Genomic DNA, 21,033 nt, shown 5'->3' with positions numbered 1-21,033 from the left:
CAAGGAAGCGTACTTTTGTCTTGATCCGCACCATATTTTGATCAAATAATGTGCCTTTCTGCTGGGTTTACACCCCTGCGCACGGGTGGGCTTCTGGCACCGCCTGCTTATTACGAGTAAAATCGGGTTTCTAGCCCTAGGTTAAAAGATGCGCCCCGCATCCAAGGAGTTTTCGTGAATAACATGTTTTCCAAATCAGCCATCTGGGTAGTCGTCGTACTGCTCCTGCTTATGCTTTACAAGCAGTTCGATAGCCATGGCGTTGCAGGCGGCGCCAAACCCATCGCTTACTCCGATTTGCTGGATGACGTGAAAGCCAAGCGCATCAAGGATGTCGTGATCGAGGGTGGCAACATCACCGCGACCCGCAGCGATGACACCAAGGTGCGCACCACCGCCACGATCCTCGATCGCGGCCTGGTGGGCGACCTGCGCGACAACGGCGTCCGTTTCGACGTGAAACCGCCTGAGGAGCCATCGTTCCTGCAGCAAGTGTTCGTGTCGTGGTTCCCGATGCTGTTGCTGATCGGCGTGTGGATTTTCTTCATGCGTCAGATGCAGGGCGGCGGCAAGGGCGGCGCGTTCTCCTTCGGCAAGTCGAAGGCGCGCATGATGGACGAATCGAACAACACCGTCACCTTCGCCGACGTCGCCGGTTGCGACGAAGCCAAGGAAGAGGTCAACGAGATCGTCGACTTCCTGAAGGATCCGAGCAAGTTCCAGAAACTGGGCGGCCGCATTCCGCGCGGCGTGCTGATGGTCGGTCCGCCGGGCACGGGTAAAACCCTGCTGGCGCGCGCCATCGCCGGCGAAGCCAAGGTACCGTTCTTCTCGATCTCCGGTTCGGACTTCGTTGAAATGTTCGTCGGTGTCGGCGCCAGCCGCGTCCGTGACATGTTCGAGAACGCCAAAAAGCATTCGCCTTGCATCATCTTCATCGACGAGATCGACGCTGTCGGCCGTCACCGCGGCGCCGGCATGGGCGGCGGTAACGACGAACGCGAACAGACCTTGAACCAGTTGCTGGTGGAGATGGACGGTTTCGAAGCGTCGTCCGGCGTGATCGTGGTCGCCGCGACCAACCGCGCCGACGTGCTGGATAAAGCGCTGCTGCGTCCGGGCCGTTTCGACCGTCAAGTTTCGGTCGGCCTGCCGGACATCCGTGGCCGCGAGCAGATCCTGAACGTGCACATGCGCAAAGTGCCGATCGGCACCGACGTCAAGGCCGACATCCTGGCCCGTGGCACCCCTGGCTTCTCGGGCGCCGACCTGGCCAACCTGGTCAACGAGGCGGCACTGTTCGCCGCGCGCCGCAGCAAGCGCCTGGTCGACATGATCGACTTCGAAGATGCCAAGGACAAGATCTTCATGGGTCCGGAACGCAAGTCGATGATCATCCGCGAGGAAGAGCGCCGCAACACCGCGTACCACGAGTCGGGCCACGCGGTCGTCGCCAAGCTGTTGCCCAAGGCCGATCCGGTCCACAAAGTGACGATCATGCCGCGCGGCTGGGCACTGGGTCTGACCTGGCAGCTGCCTGAGCACGATAATATTTCGGGCTACAAGGACAAGATGCTGGAAGAGATTTCGATCCTGTTCGGCGGCCGTATCGCCGAGGAAATCTTCGTCGGCCAGATGTCGACCGGCGCCTCGAACGACTTCTCGCGCGCCACCAAGGTGGCCCGCTCGATGGTCACCCGCTTCGGCATGTCCGACGCGATGGGCGTGATGGTCTACGAGGACAGCCAGAACGACGGCTTCTTCGGCGGCGCGTCGAAGACGATTTCGGAAGCGACCCAGCAAATGGTCGACGCCGAGATCCGCAACATCCTGGACCAGCAGTACAAGCTGGCCCGCTCGCTGCTCGAAGCGAACCGCGACAAGGTCGAGGTCATGACCAAGGCGCTGCTGGAATGGGAAACCATCGACGCGGACCAGATCAACGACATCATGGCCGGTCTGGAGCCACGTCCACCGAAACCTGGTGTGACGATTCGCAAACAGCCGCCTAGCGACGGCGGCACCGGCGTGACGCCTAGCGTGACGGCACCGGCCTAAGCAGTGGGCCGCACGGTCCGCTAGCAGAGACAAGGGTGAGGAGAAATCCTCGCCCTTTTTCATTCCCCCACCCGTTTTCTTCATGCGATCCACACTACAGTTCGGCCGATTCAATTACCCCCTGCAAGGTGAGTCCGCGCGCGCCCGCGTAATGGGCATCCTCAACGTCACCCCCGATTCGTTTTCCGACGGCGGCCATTACCAGTCGCTGGAATTCGCCATTTCGCACGCCGAGCAAATGATCCTCGACGGCGTGGACATCATCGACGTCGGCGGCGAATCGAGCCGCCCCGGCGCGCCGCCGCTGCCGCTGGAAGACGAGTTGCGCCGCGTGATGCCGGTGCTGTACGCGCTGCGCGACCAGGGGCCGGCGATCTCGGTGGACACCTACAAGCCGCAGGTGATGCGCGAAGCCATCATCGCCGGCGTCGACATGATCAACGACATCAACGGCTTCCGCGCGCCGGGCGCGCTGGAGGCGGTGCGCGACAGCGACTGCGCGCTGTGTATCATGCACATGCAATCCGATCCGCAACACATGCAGCTGGCGCCGTCGTACACCGACGTGGTGGCCGAGGTGATTGCTTTCTTGCGGGAACGGATCGATGCCATGATCGCATCGGGAATTGATCCCCGTCGATTGTGTATCGATCCCGGCTTTGGCTTTGGGAAGACGGTGGAGCATAATTACGCCTTACTCAGAGCCACAAGGCGGTTGATTGAGGAACTGGATATGCCGTTGCTGGCCGGCTTGTCGCGTAAATCGATGGTCGGCGCGGTGACGGGCAAACCGGTCGAGCAGCGCATGGCCGGCAGCGTCGGCGGCGCGCTGGCGGCGGTGGCGCACGGGGCGGTGATCGTCCGCGTGCACGACGTCGCCGAAACGGTCGACGCCCTCAAGGTATGGCAGGCGGCACATTAAAACCAATAACGACATCACACAATAACGACACCGACGATAAAGAGCACACAACATGGCACGTAAATATTTTGGCACCGATGGTATCCGCGGTCTGGTCGGCGAATCGCCAATCACGCCTGACTTCGTTATGCGACTCGGCTACGCAGCCGGCAAGGTGTTGGCGGGCGTTCCGCGCACCGGCGGCAAGCGACCGACGGTCCTGATCGGCAAGGACACGCGCATCTCCGGCTACATGCTTGAAGCTGCGCTCGAGGCCGGCTTTTCGGCGGCCGGCGTCGACGTCATGCTGGCCGGCCCGATGCCGACCCCGGCGATCGCCTACCTGACGCGCGCGCTGCGCCTGTCGGCCGGCGTGGTCATCTCGGCGTCGCACAACCCGTTCCAGGACAACGGCATCAAATTCTTCTCCGACCAGGGCACCAAGTTACCCGATTCGGTCGAACTCGATATCGAAGCGGCGCTGGACCTGCCGATGGTGTGCGTGCCGTCGGAAAAACTGGGTCGTGCCAAGCGCCTGGACGACGCCCAGGGCCGCTATATCGAATTCTGCAAGAGCACCTTCCCGAACGAGCTGGACCTGCGCGGCATGAAGCTGGTGGTCGACTGCGCGCACGGCGCCGCCTATAACATCGCCCCGCACGTATTCCACGAGCTTGGCGCGGAAGTCATTGCCATCGGCAACAAGCCGGACGGCTTCAACATCAACCTCGGCCATGGCGCCACCGCGCCGGAAGCGATGGCGGCTGCGGTGCGCGCGCATGGCGCCGATCTCGGCATCGCCCTGGACGGCGACGCCGACCGCCTGATCATGTGCGACGCCAATGGCCGCCTCTACAACGGTGACGAGCTGCTGTACCTGATGGTCATGGACCGCATGGCCACCGGCCCGGTGGCGGGCGCCGTCGGCACCCTGATGACCAATATGGCGGTCGAGGTCGCGTTGAAAGAGAAGGGCGTCGGTTTCGCCCGTGCCAAGGTCGGCGACCGCTACGTGCTGGAAGTGATGCAGGACAAGGGCTGGCTGCTGGGCGGCGAAGGCTCGGGCCACCTGCTGTGCCTGGACAAACACACCACCGGCGACGGCATCATCTCGGCGTTGCAAGTGCTGTCGGCACTCAAACGCGCCGGCAAATCGCTGGAGGAGTGCACTGCGGAGCTGGTGCTGTTCCCGCAGACCCTGGTTAACGTGCGCGTCGCGCCCGGTTTCGACTGGACCAAGAACGCCGCCATGGTGGCCGAAAAGGAAAAGGTCGAGCGCGAACTGGAAGGCAGCGGCCGCGTGCTGATCCGCGCCTCGGGTACGGAACCTTTGATCCGCGTGATGGTCGAAGCACGTAACGCCAAGGACGCCGATTCGATGGCCCAGCGCATCGCCGACAAAGTGGAAGCCCAACTGGCGGCTTAGGGTGACAACTGAGTTCAGCAATGAACGATTAAGCTGGCCCTTGCATTGACGGCGAGGGCGCCAAGCGTTAGAATACTGTCTTCGGAGTGTAGCGCAGCCCGGTAGCGCACCTGGTTTGGGACCAGGGGGTCCAAGGTTCGAATCCTTGTACTCCGACCAAAAACACTAAACGGGTTGTCATAGACAACCCGTTTTTCATTTCTGCGGCGAATTCTCGCTGTCGTGACTGCCCATAGCTCAGTTGGATAGAGCATTAGCCTTCTAAGCTAAGGGTCGCAGGTTCGATTCCTGCTGGGCAGGCCAAAACATTTCTTATATCGTTATTTCAGCGGGTCGCCGCAGTTAGTGAATAAATCTCGCTGCCGCGAATGCTATGCCTGAAATGGCAACCGCTGTTCCGATAAACCATTTCAGCAGCGTGCCCTCCATCTTTGCAAGATCCTCTTTCGTTGCGTAGTTTGATTTCACCACGGCTAAATCAACCTCCAACGCAGACAGACGATCCAAGATATTTTGGTTTATTGATTCAAGTGATGATCTGCGGTCTTCCATGGTGAATCTTTCGATCGCCGACTAGTTAATAAATTTGGCTGCAGCGAAGGCTGAGCTCGAAATTGTCACTGTGATTCCTATAAACCATTTGCGTAAAGTCGCCTTCGACTTTGCGATCTCTTCTCTCAAGCTGGCGACGTCCTCTTTAGTTGCATAACTTGATTTGATTACGGCCAAATCAACCTCACGCACACTAATTCGCGCCAAAGTCTCTTCAGCAATCAATTCAAGTGCCAATGTACACGTTGCCATGCGGTTGTCGTTTTCTAGGGTACGAATTTTCGCTGCCGAAGCCGACGTATGGGTTAGACAGCCTTCCGGGCAGAAAGGTTCAGTACCTCTACGCGTTCTGGAAGAAGTTTGTCAGTGCCAAAAATTAGCTTCATTACACCAATTTCTGGCACGTCTTGCCTTAGAAGCGGTAGCGGGCGGTCAGCTGCACTGAGCGGGGGGCGCCGGGCAGGTTCAAGTTCTTGCTGCTGCCGTGGCCAGCTACGATGTAGGCGCGATCGAACAGATTCGTCAGGTTTAAGGTCAAATCGATACCCGCGTGACGATAATAGGCCATCGCATCCGCAGTAACGTAGCTAGGCAGCGTTACCGTATTGCCCGGATTTGCAAAACGGTCGCCGACATAATTCACGCCACCGCCAATGCCGAAACTACCGCCGAGCGCTTTGCTTACCCATAAATTGGCCGCGTGCTTTGGAGTTAATGTTGGACGTTTCCCTTGAACGGGCTGGCCGTCATCCCGTGCGATCGAAGAGATCATCGCCGCGTCCAAATAGGAATAACCGGCCCACGTTTTCCAGCCATTCCCCAGATCGCCATTGAACGTCAGTTCGATGCCTTTAGTCCGCTGCGTTCCGAGAGGTAACAGCTGAAGCGTCAGCGGATCGGCAGTTTTAATATTGGTGCGAGTCAGCTGGAATACCGATACACCTGCCGAGGCGCGGCCATTGAATAAGTCGTATTTGGCACCGATTTCCTTATTCTTGGTTATCTCTGGCGCGATCTGCGCATTCGCGGTGGTTAAGGCGAATCCTTCACCCGACGGCTGGAACGAACGGCTGAACGACGCGTAATACGATTGCACCGCGTTCGGCTGATAAACCAGGCCCGCGCGCGGACTCCAATTGCGATCGGTGCGGCTGACACTCGGAACGCCTACGCGCCTTTCGACATTCTCCTGTTCAAACCGGTCGTAGCGAATACCGGCCAGCGCTTTCCATTGAGGCGCCAACGTCACCATGTCCTGCAAATAAGCGCTGGCGATTTTGAAGATGCCCAGGTTATTCGACGTCGGCGCGCCGGCGGCCGTGAACGGCACAACCGGATTTACCGGATTAAACAATGACACGGTCGCAACGTTGGGTTGCGAGCGCACCAGCTGGTTCTTGTTCTGCTTGCCGAACTCGACACCGTAAAGTATCTGATGCTGCATGCCGGCCAGTTCCGCCAGTTGGGTCAGCTCGGTCTGGTTCGAATAGCCATCCTCGTCGCGCGCGACATTGCCACGGGTGAGGGAGGCGGTGCGCGCCGCTTCATTCACCGAGCCGACCAGCGTGTTGTTGCGGTCGAGCGAGTAATCGTAGTGGCGGAAGGCGTTGCGGATCGACAGTTTCTGATTGAAGCGGTGATCCAAGGTGAAACCGTAGGCTTTCACTTCCGACTCGCTGTAGTCGAAGTCTTCGGCGTTGGCCGCGCCGTAGTAGGTCCCGGCCGGCACGTCGACCGCGCGCCCCTGATACGAGGGGATGCCGAAGTCGGTCACGCGCTTGTCTTTCAGATATTCCGCCTGCAGCAGCAACAATGTGTCGGCGCCGAGCTTGAATTGCACCGACGGCGCCAGCGCCTGGCGCTTGAGGAATTGCTGGTCGCGGTAGCTGTCCGAGTCTTCCGCCGCGCCCGTCACGCGGAAGGCGACGCCGTTGTCCGTCAAATTGCGCGCCAGGTCGAACTCGCCGCGTTTCTGGCCCCAGCGGCCCACCTGCAGGCTCACTTCGCTACGGTCGATGCCCGGCTTCTTGGTGATGCGGTTGATCATGCCGCCTGACGAGCCACGGCCATACAGCACCGAAGCCGGCCCCTTGATGACCTCGATCTGCTCGACATTCGACAAATCGCGGAAATACAGCGCATCGTCGCGCATTCCGTCGACAAACTGGTCGCTGATGGCGCTAAAGCCGCGAATGGTGACCTGGTCGCGCTGGCCGTCGCCGTGCGACATGCCGATCCCGGGCACGGCCTTGAGCACGTCCTGCATCGAGCGCGCGCCTTGATCGCGCAGCAGTTCCTGCGGCACGACGTTGATAGTTTGGGGAATGTCGCGCAGCGGCGCGTCGATCTTGGTGCCGGTGGTGGAGGTGGTCGGGCGGTAGCCGTCGGCTTCGCCGCTGACGGTCACGACCGGCATGGCCTGGTCGGGCACCGCGCCGGTTTGCGCCAGCGCGGCGTTGGAAAAGGAGAGGCTGGCCAGCATCAAGGCCAGCGGGGTCTTGGTCAGTGTCATGTGAGTACCTTGAAGTAGTTGTTGGCTGGCTACTTGGGTCGCATGACACTTCGCTGGCTAAATAGGAATAATTATCATCTGATTATCCTCCTAAGATGCTAGCAACGCAAGAATCGGCGCCGAATCAGCGCGTCGCCGGCAACAGCTGCACTTCGATGCCCGAGTACATCGACGGCGCGCGATATATCCGTTGTGTCGCTTTCTGGAAGTCCTCCGGCTTGGCTTTAGGAATGTCGACAAAGGTCTGCGGATTCAAGTCCACCAGCGGGAACCAAGAGCTCTGGATCTGCACCATGATGCGGTGCCCGCGCCGGAAGGTGTGGTTGACGTCGCTCATCGTGTAGTTGACCGCCTCCACCTTGCCCGGCGTGAACGGCTGCGGCTTCTCGAAACCATTGCGGAACTTGCCGCGCAGCGGGTCGCCGCGCACCAGTTGCTGGTAGCCGGCCATGCTCAGCGTCGGTTTCGGCACGTCGGTGTGGTGTTCGTCGCTGTGGCCGCTGTTGGGATAGCTTGCCGGATAGACGTCGATCAGCTTGACGACCCAGTCGGCGTCGGTGCCCGTGGTGGAGACGAACAGCCGTGGCTTGACGGGGCCACTCAAGGTCACGTCTTCTTCGAGCACCTCGCTGCGGTAGGTCAGCACGTCCGGCCGGGTGGAGGCGAAGCGCTGGTCACCCACCATGTATTCCTTCGGCACGCCGGTCGCCGGATAGGCGGTGTACGGCACCGGCTTGCGCGGATCGGCCACATACTCGTCGAAGGCCTGGGCGGCGCCGGCGGCCGGCTGCTTCCAGTCCAACGTGCCGTTCGGTCCCAGATACAGGGTGCGTGCCTGGGCCTGCTTTGGCGGCCACGCCGCGTAGTTGCGCCAGACGTTGCTGCCCGTTTCAAACGCATACACCTCGGACACGTTCTTGTTTGGAACGCCTTTCAGATGCTGCTCGAAGAACGGCAATTCGATCTGGTTGCGGAAGTACTCGCCGGTTTTCGAGTCGAACTGGACATGGCCCAGGCTCTTGCCGTCGTAGCGGCTCCAGCCGCCATGCGACCACGGGCCCATCACCAGGCCGCTGTAGATGCCGGGATTGTTGCGCTTGATCGTGCTGTAGGTTGTCAGCGGCCCCTGCAGGTCTTCGGCGTCGTACCAGCCGCCCACCGTCAGCACCGCCGCCTTGATGTTTTTCAGGTGGGGCGCGATGTCGCGCGCCTTCCAGAATTCGTCGTAGGTCGCATGTTCGATGGTGGGCATCAGCAGCGTGCGCTGGTTTGCCGTCATCGTGTTGGTGATGTTGGACAACGTCAGGTGCGACAGGAAGAATTCGTAGGCGTCGGCGGTGCCGTAGTCGAAGCGGGTCCAGGTTTTCGGCAGCGGCGTCGGGTTGGGCACATCGACGAAGGCCGAGTAGAAGTCGAAGTTCGCCGACAACATGAAGGCGCCGCCGTGATACGAATCGTCGTTCATGTACAGGTTGGTCACCGGCGCCTGCGGTGAGGCGGCTTTGATGGCCGGATGCGAATCGATGATGCTGGCCGAGGTGTAGAAGCCCGGATACGAGATGCCCAGGATGCCGACCTTGCCATTGTTGTTGGGGACGTTTTTCAACAGCCATTCGACCGTGTCGTGCATGTCTTCGCTCTCGTTGCCTTCGCCCTTGGCGCGCTTCGCGTTGACGTGCGGCGTCATCTCCTGCCACTTGCCCTCGGACATGTAACGGCCGCGCACATCCTGCTGCACGAAGATATAGCCGCTTTGCTCGAACTCGGGCGACGGTCCGACATGGTCCGGATAAAAGTCGACGCCGTAGTGCAGCTCGTCCTCAATGTCCACGCCGGCGCTATAGGGCGTGCGTTCCATCAGGAAGGGGTAGCGCTTGGTCGCATCCTTGGGCACGTAGACGGCGGTGAACAGGCGCACGCCATCGCGCATCGGAATGCGATATTCGTACTTGGTGTAGTGCTCGCGCAGATTGTATTTGGCCGGCGCGTCGATGGCGGCGGCGGTGACCGGGAAGCAAAGTCCGCCCAGCACGAGCGCGTTGAGGGCGAGAGCGAGGGCGGTAAGACGCGATTTCATGGGTTCCTTGTGATCTGATAGGCAAAGATGCATTAGTGTAATGCCAGTGGATAACTTTGGCTGCGACAAATTTGCGCATCACCATATTTCTCTTTAAAAACATCAACTTGCGTGATGGGTTTGACGCTTGTTAACAGCCTTATCCACAGAATTTGTTAACAACCGTCATCGATGTTATATCGGCAATAATTTGTACATTTCGACACTTATGTTGGCTACCGCACAGTTGGCGCGGAGACAAAACTATATTCTCCGCATCACCGAATAAGGGTGTTCGGTAACTCTAATTGCTTAAATACTAACTACTGCGGAAACAAAAATGAAAATTAAAAATATCTTGCTGGCATCGATGATCGCGGGCGCCAGCCTGTTCGGCTCGGCAGCTTTCGCCGCGAACGTGGGACAAACCGTCAGCATCAACCTGGATAGCGATGGCGTCGGCGGTTTCAACGCGCACTTCGGCAACACCTACGGTAGCGCTGACCGCACCAACACGTTCACCGACAAGTATATGTTCGTTCTGAACTCCAATTTCGACTCGTCCACCTCGCTGACGTCGAGCTACCTGGCGTCGAGCACGGTCAAGGATCTGCAGATCACCTCGTTCAACCTGGTGAAATATGATCCGATGACCAGCGCCGTGCTGGGCACCTACGCAGGCAGCAACGTCACCGGTGGTGGTGCGCATCCGACCGATCGTTGGGAATTGACCGCGACCGGCCTGTCGGCAGGCAGCTATTTCGTTCAAGTTGACGGTCTGGTCGCCGGCACCGGCGGCGGCGCTTACGGCTCCGACCTGACCATCGCCGTATCGGCAGTGCCAGAACCAGCAACCTACGGCATGATGGCCGCCGGCCTGGGCCTGCTGGGCTTTGTCGCACGCCGCAAGCAAGCCAAAAAAGCGTAAGAACCTAGGGTAGGTGTTGTCCGACGCGTCTGAGCCTACGAACTCAGACGCGTTTTTTTATGGCTGCAAGCTATCGATCAACGCGCGGCAAGCGGCCGACATGCGCCGATGCGGCGGATAAATCAGTGAAAACGGTTTGCTGCGGCCCCCGAACGCCGGCAGCACTTCGACCAGTTGGCCGGCCCGCAGCCGCTCGTCGGCGACAAAGCGGTAGGTCTGGCAAATGCCCAGGCCTTGCTGCGCCAAGGTCACCACCCCCAGCACATCATCGGCCACGCGCATGCGCGCCGGCGCCAGCCAATCGACATCCTTGCCTTCCACCCTCAGCAGCCACGGCGACAGCCGGCCGGTGCTTGGCATGGTGAACGGCAGGCAAGCGTGGCTGGCCAGATCCTCCAGCCCCATTGGCGTGCCCGCGCGCCGCAGATAGTCGGGCGAGGCCACCAGGCAGACGTCGGCGTCGCCGAGGCGCTTGGCCGCCAGGCCGCTGTCGGCCAACTCCCCCAGCCGTATCGCCATGTCGTAGCCTTCTTCGACCAGATCCACATTGCGGTTGGAAATGCTCAATTCGATCATGACTTTCGGATGGCGCTCCATGAACGGCCGCAGCATCCCTGGCAGCCGGTAGTGGCCGTAGGTCGTCGGCGCGCTGATGCGTATCGTGCCTGACAGTTCGCCGCCCCGGCCCTGAATGGCGCGCTCGGCATCGGCGATCAGTCCGAAGGCGCTGCGCGCCTGTTCCAGATACAAGGTGCCGGCCTCGGTCACGCTCAGGCGGCGCGTCGTGCGGCGCATCAGTTGCACGCCCAAGCGCGCTTCGAGCCGGGCGACGGCGCGGCTGAGTACCGAGGGCGTGGTGCCCAGCGCCACCGCCGCCGCGCTGATGGTGCCCTTGTCGACGATGGTCACAAACGCTTCCACATCCGCCATGTGATCGAATTGACGTCCCATTCCAGCCTTCAAAGAACAAATGATTTGAGTTTTCGGTTATTTACACACTTTACAGTCATCAATAGAGTAGCGCTACTGCAAAACCACTGCCAAACACCTTACAGGAGCACTCTCATGACACTTACCATCCGCAAAACCGCCGCCACCGCCGCCGCGGTGGCGTTGAGCCTCGCAGCCCTGAACGCAAACGCCGCCCATGTGCTGGTCGTCCTGTCGGACGCCTCGCAGCTGGAACTGCGCGACAACCGCACCTTCGACACCGGCTTTTACGCCAACGAATTGATGCAGCCGGTCAAAAAGCTGCTGGACGCGGGGCATACCATTACCTTCGCCACGCCGTTGGGCAAAGCGCCTACGCTGGACCGCAATTCGGTCGATAAGATGTACTTCGATAATGACGAAGCCAGCATGCAACAGCATCTGGCGCTGCTGGAAAAATTGCGCATCACGTCGGCGGAGCAATCGCCGGTCGTCAGCCTGGCGCGGATCGAGCAGGGCGGTTACGCGCGCTACGACGCGGTCTACGTCCCGGGCGGCCACGCGCCGATGCAGGACTTGCTGCACAGCGCGGCGCTGGGCCGCCTGCTGCGCGACTTCCATGCGCGGGCCAAGCCGACGGCGCTGGTGTGCCACGGACCGATCGCTTTGTTGTCGGCGCTGGAGGAGCCCGAGCAGTTCACGCGCAAGCTGACGTCGCCGGCCGCCGCTGTCAGGACAGCGCCCGCATGGATCTACGCCGGCTACCAGATGACTGTGATTAGCAATAGCGAGGAAGAGGCGGCCAAAGGCATGTTAAACGGCGGCACGATGAAGTTCTTGCCGCAGACAGCCTTGCAGCGCGCGGGCGGTGTCTACGGCAGCGCCGCCAACTGGCAAAGCAAAGTGGTGGTCGACCGGGAGTTGATCACCGGTCAGAATCCGGCCTCGGCGTCGGCGGTGGCGGACCAGCTGCTCGCGCGCCTGAAGCCTTGAAGCCCTGAAGCCCTGATGCCCGGCGCGGCCGCGTCAGCGGCGGCCCGGACGCTACGACATTTATCCGCCCATCGGCACGAACATCTTGCGCTGGAAGGGATTAATGTCTTTTTTCAGCAAGTTCGGCAGCAACGGATCGGCCACGAACGCCTGCGCTTTGTAGAACGACTCGGTGCCGTCGGCCGCTTCGAGCAGCAGGCGGCGTATGCCTTGGGCATGACAAAATTGTTCGATGCGCGCCATGAACCAGCGGCCGACGCCGCGTCCACGGAACTTGCTCGAAATAATCAGCTCCGACAGGTAGCAAAATTCCGGCGGCGCCAGTTCCAGGCGCGCGATGCCGATTTGTTTGGCTTTCCATTCCACGCTGACCCACTGGACTTTGCCGCGCGCGTCCGCAGACGACGGCTTCGGCCGCGTCCCGGACAAGTTGCCGTCCTTGCGGTAGGCTTCCAGCGCCTTGTTCGACAGGGGCGCCTTGAGCGGACGGAATTGCAATTCTTCGATCATGTAGGGCATTCGGCAGAGAAGGTGCTCAAGCGTAAACCTCGCGCGCCGGTCGCGCAAGGGCGGCGTCACAGGTATTCGCTCGTGGACGCACCAGTCCGGTCCAAAGCACAAGTCGAATCCTTGTGCGAAAATCGGCCATGGCGCCATCGTGCGCCGCACTGACCGGAACCATATGACCGAACGCTATTTTTACCAGCCATCCCAGGGCCACGGCCTGCCGCACGATCCGTTCAACGCCATCGTCGGGCCGCGCCCGATCGGCTGGATTTCCTCGCGCGGCGAACCGGGCAACCTGAACCTGGCGCCCTACAGTTTTTTCAACGCCTTCAACTACACGCCGCCATTGATCGGCTTTTCCAGCCAGGGCCGCAAGGATACGCTGCGCAATATCGAGCAGACCGGCGAGTTCGTCTGGAATCTGGCCACGCGTCCGCTGGCCGAGGCGATGAACGCCAGCTGCGCGCCGGCGCCGCCCGAGGTGGACGAGTTCGTGCTGGCGGGGCTGACGCCGGCGCCGTCGCGCATCGTCGGGGTGCCGCGCGTGGCGGAAAGTCCGGTCGCGTTCGAATGCAAATGCACGCAGATCATCCGCCTGCAAAGCGCGGCGGGCGAGCCGACCAATGGCTGGCTGATCATGGGGGAGGTGGTGGGTGTGCACATCGCCAACGAACTGCTGCGCGACGGCATCTATGACACGGCGGGCTCGCGCACCATTTTGCGCGGCGGCGGCCCGGCCGATTACTTCGAGATTGGGGCGGATAGCCTGTTCCGCATGCGGCGGCCGGACTATCCGTAAGTCCTGCGATTAATACGTGTAGAACATTTTCTGCACGGCCTTGCTGTCACTGGTCTTGGTCAGTGCCAGCATCAGCAGGATGCGCGCTTTTTGCGGGTTGAGCGTGTCGGCGGCAACGAAGTCCAGCTCGTCGTCGTTGGCTTCGCCGTTGCGCGCCAGGATGCCCTGGCCGACGCGGCTGCCACGCACGATCATCACGCCCTGTTTGCGGGCCGCGACGAGCGCCGTTTTGACCGAAGTGGCCAGGCTGCCGTCGCCGACGCCGGCGTGGATGATGCCCTTGGCGCCGGCGGCGACCAGCGCGTTCAACGCGACCGGGCCGACGTTGGCGTAGCCGTAGACGATGTCCACTTGCGGCAGTTTGTCCAGTTTGCTGATGTCGAACTCGGTGTCAACCGTATGCTTGCGGGTCGAGGCGCGGTAGAAATAAGGCTTGTTGCCCTGGATGTAGCCCAGCAGGCCCAGTTCGGTCGTCTTGAAGCTGTCCGGGGTGGAGGTGTTGGTCTTGCTCACGTCGCGGGCGCTGTGGATCTGGTCGGCCATGGCCACCAGCACGCCTTTGCCGGCGGCGTCGGGATTGGCGGCCAGCAGCACGGCGTTGTAGAGGTTGATCGGGCCGTCGGCCGACAGCGCGGTGCCCGGGCGCATGGCGCCGACCAGCACGACCGGCTTCTTGCTTTTCACGACCAGGTCGAGGAAGTAAGCGGTTTCTTCCAGCGTATCGGTGCCGTGGGTGATGACGATGCCGTCGACGTCGGACTGCGCCAGCAGCACGTTGACGCGCTTGGCCAGGGTCAGCCAGTGTTCGTTGGTCATGTTTTCGCTGGCGATCTGGAACACCTGCTCGCCCTTGACCTGGGCGACCTTGGACAGTTCCGGCACGGCTTTGATCAGGGTGTCGACGCCGACGGTGGCGGCGGTGTAGCCGACCGTGGTCGTGCTGCTGGCGCCGCTGCCGGCGATGGTGCCGCCCGTGGCGAGGATGGTCACATTGGCCAGTTTGTCCGCTGCCTCCGCATAGCTACCAAGCAACAAAGTACAGGCCAGTAAAACTTGGTAAACACGGTTGGTAATATTATGGTTATGTAACATGCGATCTCCTGATCAAACTGTAAAGCTTGAGATAGTAACAAATACACACTCTGTCAACAATGCAAGGTGTTGCGGCGTTACGGTTGACAGACCTGCTATATTAGAGGTGATTTCAGGGAATTACAAAAGAGAAAACATTATGACTTTAGCAAACACCCTTCGCCGGGGTGCGGTGCTGTCGGTGGCGTTGACGCTGCTGGCCTGTGTGACCGCCTGCGGCAAGAGCCAGGCGCAGAAGCAGCAGGAAGAAGTCCTGACACTGACCAGTTTGGGCGAAAAATATGTAAAAGAAAAGATCCGCGACCCTGGTTCCGCGCAATTTCGCAACCAGTTCATCGGCAAGGGCGGCGCGCCCTGCGGCGAGGTCAACGCCAAGGATGCCTTCGGCACCTATATCGGCTTCCAGCGCTACATCTCGGTCGCCCGCGAGCTGACCTTGCTGGCGCAGGATGTCGCCCCGGCCGAGTTCGAGGAATCGTGGCGCGAGCTGTGCCGCTAGCGGCGGCGCCACCGGAGGCCTCCCAACATCATTGAACTGTCGAGGACACGCATGGAACAGCAGCCCGGCGCCGGCATGGCGATCAGCCCGCATTTGGCCTCATCGGACATCGGCAACCGCCGCCACCAGATCTTCCCCACGCTGAGCGACCGGCAGTTCGAAGTGCTCAGCCGCTACGGCGAGCGCCGCGCCATCGCCGCCGGCGGCGTGTTGTTCCGCCAGGGCGACCGACACATTCCCATGTACGTGCTGATCTCCGGCGCCATCGAGGTCGAGCGCGCCTCGGCGCTGGGAACGACCGTCATCGGCACCCACGGCCCCGGTTCCTTCACCGGCGAGATGGGCACCCTGGCCGGGCGCGCCGCCGTCGCCACCGCCCGCGTGATCGCCGATGCCGAAGTGATCGTCATCAGCGAGGAGTCGCTCGGCACCCTGGTGGTATCCGAGGCCGATTTGAGCGAAACCATCATGCGCGCCTACATCCTGCGGCGCGTCGCCTACATGCAGGACCAGAGCGGCGGCCTGCTGATGTTCGGCGCGCGCGACTCGGCGCCGACCCTGGCGCTGCGCCACTTCCTGACCCGCAACGGCCAACCGGCCGCTTATTTCGATCTCGACCTGCACGAGGAAACCGGCGCGCTGATGGCGCGGTTCGGCGTGACGGCGGCAGATATTCCGGCCGTGGTCACGCCCAATGGCGAGGTGCTGCGCAATCCCACCTTGCGCCAGCTGGCCGACGGCATCGGCCTGAGTTCCGACCGCATCGACGGCCGCACCTTCGACCTGGTCGTCGTCGGCGCCGGGCCTGCCGGCCTGGCCGCCGCCGTGTACGCGGCGTCGGAAGGCTTGAGCGTGGCCGTGCTGGACGCCAAGGCGCCGGGCGGGCAGGCCGGTTCCAGTTCCAAGATCGAAAACTACTTCGGCTTCCCTACCGGCGTCTCCGGCCAGGCGCTGGCGGGACGGGGACTGTCGCAGGCGCGCAAGTTCGGCGCCGAGGTGGCGGTGCCGGTCAAGGTCAGCGCGCTCAATTGCGACAACGCGGAATTCGACATCGCCATCGACAGTGGCGAGCGGCTGCGTGCGCGCTCCATCGTCATCGCCACCGGGGCGCGTTACCGCAAGCCGGACTTGCCGGGACTGGAGCGCTTCGAAGGGCGGGGCGTCTATTACAGCGCCTCGTTCATGGAGGCCACCTTCTGCGCCGACGAGGAGGTGGTCATCGTCGGCGGCGGCAATTCGGCCGGGCAGGCGGCGGTGTTCCTGGCCGGGCATGCGAAACATGTCCACATCGTGGTGCGTGCCGACGGCCTGGCCGCCAGCATGTCGCGCTACCTGATCCAGCGCATCGAGGCGGCGCCGAACATCACGCTGCACACGCGCAAGCAGATCGTTGAAATGGTCGGCGGCGACCGGCTCGAGAGCATCGTCTGGCAGACGGCGGGCGGCGAGGCGCGGGCTTCGCCGGTGCGCCATGTGTTCCTGTTCCTGGGCGCCGAGCCCAATACCGCGTGGCTAGGCGATTGCGTGGCGCTGGACGACAAGAACTTCGTGCTCACCGGATCGGATGTGGCGCCGGGCGCCTGGCCGCTGGAGCGGGAGCAGCATTTTCTGGAGACCAGCAGGCCGCGCATCTTCGCCGTCGGCGATGTGCGCAGCGGCTCGGTCAAGCGGGTGGCGGCGGCCGTGGGTGAAGGCTCGGCGGCGGTTCAGGCGCTGCATCAGGCGCTGGCCTCGGATTTTGTCTAATGGTGCGTGCGTTATCGGCGGCGCATGCATGGCCGATTACGGCGTCCCGCCTAATCCGCCCTACGTATTTCCGTGGCGGATTTTAGGCTACGACCCTATGAGGGCACGCGGAACCACGTAGGGCGGATTAGCGAAGCGTAATCCGCCATGTGCGCGCCGCCGATGGCGCATCCACAGCCGGTCACACCCCGCTTAACCGCTTGCTGTACCTGGTCGCCCGCCGCACCGGCGGATGCTGTCCGGCGGGATGCGCCAGCGCCTCCGTCGCGCGGTCGTAGCCGTACTGCCACTGGTCGTTCATGTGCTGCACAAAGGTGTCGTATGTCGGCGGCATCGCCAGCTCGATGCGGTTGCGGCGCCAGTGCAGCTTTTGCTGCAACTGCTGCTTGGCCAGCACCCGCGACACGTCCGACGAATCGATACGCAAGTCCGCCAGATGGGTGTTGGCATAGCGCAGACGCGCATTGCCGTTTAGTCCCAGCACCGCGCGCCAGGCCGGTATCGAGAACACCTGGTCGAACGCCTCCTTGAACTCCATGATCACCTCATCCCCCAACCGGCGCGCGATTTCGACCGGGAACAGATCCAGCACGCCGCCAATGTACTCATCGCCACCATACTGGCGGCAGCGGAAGTAGATCATGTCGGAGATCGAGATGCGGGCCGCCTCGGTGATCGGCACGCCGCCGTCGATCAGCAAATCACCGGACACCGCGTGCTCGCCCCAGCGCGGGTCGCCGAGGGGCGAGGGCATGCCACGCAGCGCGGCGGCGGCGCGTTCGCCACAGAACACGGTTTCCGCGAACAGCTTGCGCTGGCCGCGAGGCTGGCCCACTTCCGAAGGATCGAACAGCAGCTTGCCGCCGATGATGGCCACGTCGACCTCCGGCGCGCCGCTGGCGGACGGGAAGGGCAACTGCGGCGGAATGTCGAACAGATAATCGCCGAACAGGTCTGGGATGACGGGTACGCTCGCCGGCGACAGCCTGCGCCTGGCGGCGCGCGCCAGGGTGCCGATCAGCGCCGCGTGGCGCGTCGACTTCAGCCCGCACCAGAAGTCGTACATATCGCGCGACGCCAGCCATGCGCGCTGCTCGCCCGGGTCGGGCAGGTTGTTGATGATGGTCGCGGCGATGGCGCCCCCGCAGCTGGCCAGCAGGATGTCCGGCGCCTTGCCCGCCTGCCGCAGCGCCGCGTACATGCCGATGTAGATGCCAAACCGGAAGCCGCCGCCGCCCATCACCATGCAGCGTTTATACGGTTTATAGACTTCTTGTAAAGGTTGGGTTTGTGCGTGCGTCATGGATGAGACCTTACCACAGCGCAGCCTTCAATCCGGCAATTTGATCTGGTCGATATTGCGGAGCGGTGCCGCTTGACGTTCTAACGTGCGAGGCGAATCATATGGTGATGGACGACTATCGATACATCGCAATAGAAGAAGCTCTCCGCGCGCTGCAGGCGAGCAATGAGGCCTTGCATGCGGACTCTGCACTCGTGCGTGAAGAGGTTGCAGTAGTGCAGAGCACGGTCAATAGACTTCAAAGTGACGTGAACAAACTTCAGAGCGATGTGACGAAGGTCCAAAGCGATGTTGCATCTCAGCAGTCCGCTTTGACGCAAGTGCAAGCGGAAGTCACGATCTTAAATGGCAAGTTCGATTTTTTCATTGAACACTACGCTAAAAAGGTGGACGTCGAAATGGTGCGCACAGAATTCTACAAGGCGATGGAGGCCCAGACGTGGCGGTTGATCACATGGATGACAGTGGTTTGCTCAGGACTGACGGCAGCGGTCTACTTCATCGCCCGCAATGTTCATTAGCCGCGCGCTCGATCACAGCTGGTACTCCAGCATCACGCGCAGCGTGGCGCTGCTGGGCGTGACCGTCACCCGGTGCCGCACGCCGCCGGTATCGACGTAATCGTGCCACTCGGTCGCGGTTTGCCGCAGCAGGTTGCTGCCGGCGATGCGCAGCTGTGTCTTCGCATCGATTTTCCATAGCGCGTACAGATCCAGCTCCCGTTTTGGACTGCTGCCCAGCCGCACCTGCCGCGCCTGCCGCACCGGGCCGCCGGCCTGGTAATTCAGATTGCCCCCTACCGTCAGCGCCGACCCATCCGGGCGATAATCCGCGCCCAGGTTGGCGGTGAGCGGGGTCTGCGTCTCCAGCCGGTTGTCCGGTCCCGGCACGTTGTCGACGCGCGACCAGTTGCGCGCCAGGTTGGCGCGCAGGTCAATCGCTGGCGCACCGCGCACCAGGCGGCGCAGCGGCAGCTTGGCCTCCAGCTCGACGCCGCGCACACTGGCGTTGCCGTTGTTGAACGGCGCCTCGACCCACTCGCCATCCTGCTCGAACAGGCGCGTGATCGTGACGTCGCGTATCCGCCGCAGATAGGTGCTAACACTGAGCAGCGCACCGTCGCCCAAATAATGTTCATAGGCCGCGTCCAGCCCCCACGCCAGTTCCGGGCGCAGATTCGGATTGCCCTGTTCATCGGGATTGGTCGGGTTATTGTTGTTGTCGTTGGTGTAGCGGCGCGGCACCAGCTTGGCCAGCGGCGGCGCCTTGTAGGTGCGGCTGACCGCCAGGCGCAATACGTCCTTGTTCGGCAGCGCGTAGCGGGTTTGCAGCGACGGACTCCAGACCGCCGAGCGCGAGTCCAGCGCATCGGGCGCGTTGGCCGCGTCGGCGCGGCTCGCGGTTTCCAGCCGTTCGTGGCGCAGGCCCAGATAGAGCGAGTAGTTCTTGGCCGCCTCCCATTCGTCCTGCACGAAGAAGGCCAGGCGATTGACGTTGGCGCGGTAGTCGGCGTTGTTGGCGCCGGTCTGCTCGCCGTCCGCACCGAACGTTCTTTCGTTGCGGTCCTCGTTGCGCACGGCGCGGCTGACATCCCAGCCCAGCGCCAGCGCGTGGCGCTCGCCGACCGGGTGGCGGTAAGTGCCGCTGGCCGTCACGCCGGTCTCCGACGGCCCGGAATCGACGAAGTGCCGCGCCTTGGGATTGCCTTCGATATCCATGCCGTAGAAATCGAAAGTGCCGCTGCGACGGTTGCTGCTCACGCCAAGTTTCGTTTCCAGCCTGGCGCCGTGTGACATCAAGTGGGTCCAGTTCACATCGCTGCGCAGCATGACGAAGTCCGCGACGAAGTCGGCGAAGTTGCGCGGATACTCGCTGTTGTCGCCGACCAGCGCCGTCTCCTCGGCGCGGTTGCGATTGTCGACCCGGCGCAGATTGGCGAAGCTTTGCCAGCTGACGGTGTCGCCGCCTGCCAGCGTCCAGTTCAGGCGCGGCGTCAGGGTCAGCGAGTCCGTGCGGCCGGAATCGGTTTGCGGCGTGCGCCGCAGCAGGAGCAAGGCGCCATTCAGGTCACGCTGCTCCTCAAAGTCGGTAAAGGGCTTGTCCGTATGCTTGCGCTGCACCGTCGCCGCCAGACTGTATGAGTAGCCTTTGTCCTGGTCTGAGAACTGCGCCGTCAGGGTTGGCGTGGTCTCGCCGCCGTGGCGGGCAATGCTGGCGCTGAGCGAACGCTGGCCGCGCTTGACCGCCTTTTTCAGGATGACGTTGATGGCGCCGGCCACCGCCTGGTTGCTGAATTCCGCCGTCGCGCTGCGCATGATCTCGACGCGTTCGATCATCTCGGGTGCGATGGAGTCCAGCGAAAACCCGGCCGCCACCGGCTCGCCGTTCAGCATGATCTGTGTGTAGCCGTTGCCAAGTCCGCGCATGCTGATCGCGCCGCCCTGGCCTGGTGTGCCTGAGATGCTGATGCCCGGCAGGCGCTTGAGCGCGTCGGACAGGGACTGGTCGCCCTGGCGCACCAGTTCCTCATGCTGGATGACGATGGCGGTGGTGGTTTCGCGCTGGCGCTGGTCGGCGCGGGCGCCCGTGACCTGCACCTGGAGTGGCTCGGGTATGTCGGCGGCGTTGGCGCCCGCGGCGGAGATCAGCAGCAAGCTGCCGGCGATTCTGTGTAACGGCATGGCGGTTCCTCGATGGTCGCCGCCAAATTTTGGGCGGCAGTTCACCTTGC

General features: G+C 62.1%; 17 protein-coding genes and 2 tRNA genes. 11 read left to right on the top strand and 8 right to left on the bottom strand.

Annotated features, from left to right (window positions below; all coding sequences use genetic code 11):
- The first annotated feature begins 174 nt into the window (after window positions 1-174).
- The 5 genes from ftsH (at window position 175) to NHH88_22835 (ending at window position 4,688) form a co-directional block, all read left to right on the top strand.
- A complete protein-coding gene (gene ftsH / locus NHH88_22855; protein ID USX12511.1) occupies window positions 175-2,058 on the top strand; it encodes an ATP-dependent zinc metalloprotease FtsH in 1,884 nt (627 codons plus the stop codon).
- An 82-nt stretch (window positions 2,059-2,140) separates the two neighbouring features.
- On the top strand, window positions 2,141-2,980 hold the full coding sequence (folP, locus tag NHH88_22850; GenBank protein USX12510.1) for a dihydropteroate synthase: 840 nt from the start codon (window positions 2,141-2,143) through the stop codon (window positions 2,978-2,980).
- 52 nt (window positions 2,981-3,032) lie between these two features.
- On the top strand, window positions 3,033-4,385 hold the full coding sequence (glmM, locus tag NHH88_22845) for a phosphoglucosamine mutase (protein USX12509.1): 1,353 nt from the start codon (window positions 3,033-3,035) through the stop codon (window positions 4,383-4,385).
- A gap of 82 nt (window positions 4,386-4,467) precedes the next feature.
- Window positions 4,468-4,544 (top strand) — tRNA-Pro (locus tag NHH88_22840).
- Window positions 4,545-4,611: 67 nt separating this feature from the next.
- Window positions 4,612-4,688, top strand: a tRNA-Arg gene (locus NHH88_22835).
- Between the two features lie 39 nt (window positions 4,689-4,727).
- Here NHH88_22835 and NHH88_22830 read toward each other — a convergent pair.
- From NHH88_22830 to NHH88_22820, 3 genes are all read right to left on the bottom strand, one after another.
- Window positions 4,728-4,937 carry a hypothetical protein gene (locus NHH88_22830; GenBank protein ID USX12508.1) on the bottom strand — a complete coding sequence of 70 codons (210 nt, stop codon included), beginning with the start codon at window positions 4,935-4,937 and terminating at the stop codon, window positions 4,728-4,730.
- Window positions 4,938-5,349: 412 nt separating this feature from the next.
- Complete coding sequence (locus tag NHH88_22825; GenBank protein USX12507.1) at window positions 5,350-7,449, bottom strand: TonB-dependent siderophore receptor; 2,100 nt, start codon at window positions 7,447-7,449, stop codon at window positions 5,350-5,352.
- A 124-nt stretch (window positions 7,450-7,573) separates the two neighbouring features.
- Window positions 7,574-9,526: a CocE/NonD family hydrolase gene (locus NHH88_22820; protein USX12506.1), complete on the bottom strand. Its 1,953-nt coding sequence runs from the start codon at window positions 9,524-9,526 to the stop codon at window positions 7,574-7,576.
- Between the two features lie 319 nt (window positions 9,527-9,845).
- Between NHH88_22820 and NHH88_22815 the strand changes: the two genes are divergently transcribed.
- The gene (locus tag NHH88_22815) at window positions 9,846-10,433 is read left to right on the top strand and encodes a PEP-CTERM sorting domain-containing protein (GenBank protein USX12505.1); all 588 of its coding nucleotides are present in this window, start codon (window positions 9,846-9,848) and stop codon (window positions 10,431-10,433) included.
- Window positions 10,434-10,490: 57 nt separating this feature from the next.
- On the opposite strand, the gene NHH88_22810 is transcribed toward NHH88_22815, so the two are convergent.
- Window positions 10,491-11,384, bottom strand: a complete 894-nt coding sequence (locus NHH88_22810) for a LysR family transcriptional regulator (GenBank protein ID USX12504.1) — start codon at window positions 11,382-11,384, stop codon at window positions 10,491-10,493.
- Window positions 11,385-11,498: 114 nt separating this feature from the next.
- Between NHH88_22810 and NHH88_22805 the strand changes: the two genes are divergently transcribed.
- Window positions 11,499-12,356, top strand: coding sequence for a type 1 glutamine amidotransferase domain-containing protein (locus tag NHH88_22805; GenBank protein ID USX12503.1), 858 nt, complete (start codon window positions 11,499-11,501; stop codon window positions 12,354-12,356).
- A gap of 60 nt (window positions 12,357-12,416) precedes the next feature.
- Here NHH88_22805 and NHH88_22800 read toward each other — a convergent pair whose 3' ends face one another.
- Window positions 12,417-12,866, bottom strand: a complete 450-nt coding sequence (locus NHH88_22800) for a GNAT family N-acetyltransferase (protein USX12502.1) — start codon at window positions 12,864-12,866, stop codon at window positions 12,417-12,419.
- Window positions 12,867-13,038: 172 nt separating this feature from the next.
- Here NHH88_22800 and NHH88_22795 point away from each other — a divergent pair, with 172 nt between their 5' ends.
- A complete protein-coding gene (locus tag NHH88_22795; GenBank protein ID USX12501.1) occupies window positions 13,039-13,662 on the top strand; it encodes a flavin reductase family protein in 624 nt (207 codons plus the stop codon).
- Between the two features lie 9 nt (window positions 13,663-13,671).
- Here the strand turns inward: NHH88_22795 and NHH88_22790 are convergent, their stop codons facing one another.
- Window positions 13,672-14,754, bottom strand: coding sequence for a type II asparaginase (locus NHH88_22790; protein ID USX12500.1), 1,083 nt, complete (start codon window positions 14,752-14,754; stop codon window positions 13,672-13,674).
- Between the two features lie 139 nt (window positions 14,755-14,893).
- Here NHH88_22790 and NHH88_22785 point away from each other — a divergent pair, with 139 nt between their 5' ends.
- Together NHH88_22785 and NHH88_22780 are read left to right on the top strand one after the other, a co-directional pair.
- Window positions 14,894-15,253: a hypothetical protein gene (locus NHH88_22785; protein ID USX12499.1), complete on the top strand. Its 360-nt coding sequence runs from the start codon at window positions 14,894-14,896 to the stop codon at window positions 15,251-15,253.
- 51 nt (window positions 15,254-15,304) lie between these two features.
- Complete coding sequence (locus tag NHH88_22780) at window positions 15,305-16,999, top strand: FAD-dependent oxidoreductase (protein ID USX12498.1); 1,695 nt, start codon at window positions 15,305-15,307, stop codon at window positions 16,997-16,999.
- A gap of 181 nt (window positions 17,000-17,180) precedes the next feature.
- On the opposite strand, the gene NHH88_22775 is transcribed toward NHH88_22780, so the two are convergent.
- Window positions 17,181-18,302, bottom strand: a complete 1,122-nt coding sequence (locus NHH88_22775) for a patatin-like phospholipase family protein (GenBank protein USX12497.1) — start codon at window positions 18,300-18,302, stop codon at window positions 17,181-17,183.
- 101 nt (window positions 18,303-18,403) lie between these two features.
- Here NHH88_22775 and NHH88_22770 point away from each other — a divergent pair, with 101 nt between their 5' ends.
- Window positions 18,404-18,823 carry a hypothetical protein gene (locus NHH88_22770; protein USX12496.1) on the top strand — a complete coding sequence of 140 codons (420 nt, stop codon included), beginning with the start codon at window positions 18,404-18,406 and terminating at the stop codon, window positions 18,821-18,823.
- A 12-nt stretch (window positions 18,824-18,835) separates the two neighbouring features.
- On the opposite strand, the gene NHH88_22765 is transcribed toward NHH88_22770, so the two are convergent.
- Window positions 18,836-20,983 (bottom strand): TonB-dependent receptor, encoded by a 2,148-nt coding sequence (locus NHH88_22765; protein USX12495.1) that lies wholly within the window; start codon window positions 20,981-20,983, stop codon window positions 18,836-18,838.
- Window positions 20,984-21,033 lie beyond the last annotated feature (50 nt).

Source organism: Oxalobacteraceae bacterium OTU3CAMAD1 (genome assembly GCA_024123915.1).
GTDB lineage: Bacteria > Pseudomonadota > Gammaproteobacteria > Burkholderiales > Burkholderiaceae_D > Rugamonas.
The sequence above is the reverse complement of the archived record's forward strand: the minus strand, read 5'-3'. Positions and strand labels throughout refer to the sequence as shown.

Excerpts from the sequence above, each read along its gene's own strand:
- folP (USX12510.1), top strand. The coding sequence starts at position 2,141 with ATGCGATCCACACTACAGTTCGGCCGATTCAATTACCCCCTGCAAGGT.
- glmM (USX12509.1), top strand. The coding sequence starts at position 3,033 with ATGGCACGTAAATATTTTGGCACCGATGGTATCCGCGGTCTGGTCGGC.
- NHH88_22830 (USX12508.1), bottom strand. The coding sequence starts at position 4,937 with ATGGAAGACCGCAGATCATCACTTGAATCAATAAACCAAAATATCTTG.
- NHH88_22825 (USX12507.1), bottom strand. The coding sequence starts at position 7,449 with ATGACACTGACCAAGACCCCGCTGGCCTTGATGCTGGCCAGCCTCTCC.
- NHH88_22820 (USX12506.1), bottom strand. The coding sequence starts at position 9,526 with ATGAAATCGCGTCTTACCGCCCTCGCTCTCGCCCTCAACGCGCTCGTG.
- NHH88_22815 (USX12505.1), top strand. The coding sequence starts at position 9,846 with ATGAAAATTAAAAATATCTTGCTGGCATCGATGATCGCGGGCGCCAGC.
- NHH88_22810 (USX12504.1), bottom strand. The coding sequence starts at position 11,384 with ATGGGACGTCAATTCGATCACATGGCGGATGTGGAAGCGTTTGTGACC.
- NHH88_22805 (USX12503.1), top strand. The coding sequence starts at position 11,499 with ATGACACTTACCATCCGCAAAACCGCCGCCACCGCCGCCGCGGTGGCG.
- NHH88_22800 (USX12502.1), bottom strand. The coding sequence starts at position 12,866 with ATGATCGAAGAATTGCAATTCCGTCCGCTCAAGGCGCCCCTGTCGAAC.
- NHH88_22795 (USX12501.1), top strand. The coding sequence starts at position 13,039 with ATGACCGAACGCTATTTTTACCAGCCATCCCAGGGCCACGGCCTGCCG.
- NHH88_22790 (USX12500.1), bottom strand. The coding sequence starts at position 14,754 with ATGTTACATAACCATAATATTACCAACCGTGTTTACCAAGTTTTACTG.
- NHH88_22785 (USX12499.1), top strand. The coding sequence starts at position 14,894 with ATGACTTTAGCAAACACCCTTCGCCGGGGTGCGGTGCTGTCGGTGGCG.
- NHH88_22780 (USX12498.1), top strand. The coding sequence starts at position 15,305 with ATGGAACAGCAGCCCGGCGCCGGCATGGCGATCAGCCCGCATTTGGCC.
- NHH88_22775 (USX12497.1), bottom strand. The coding sequence starts at position 18,302 with ATGACGCACGCACAAACCCAACCTTTACAAGAAGTCTATAAACCGTAT.
- NHH88_22770 (USX12496.1), top strand. The coding sequence starts at position 18,404 with ATGGTGATGGACGACTATCGATACATCGCAATAGAAGAAGCTCTCCGC.
- NHH88_22765 (USX12495.1), bottom strand. The coding sequence starts at position 20,983 with ATGCCGTTACACAGAATCGCCGGCAGCTTGCTGCTGATCTCCGCCGCG.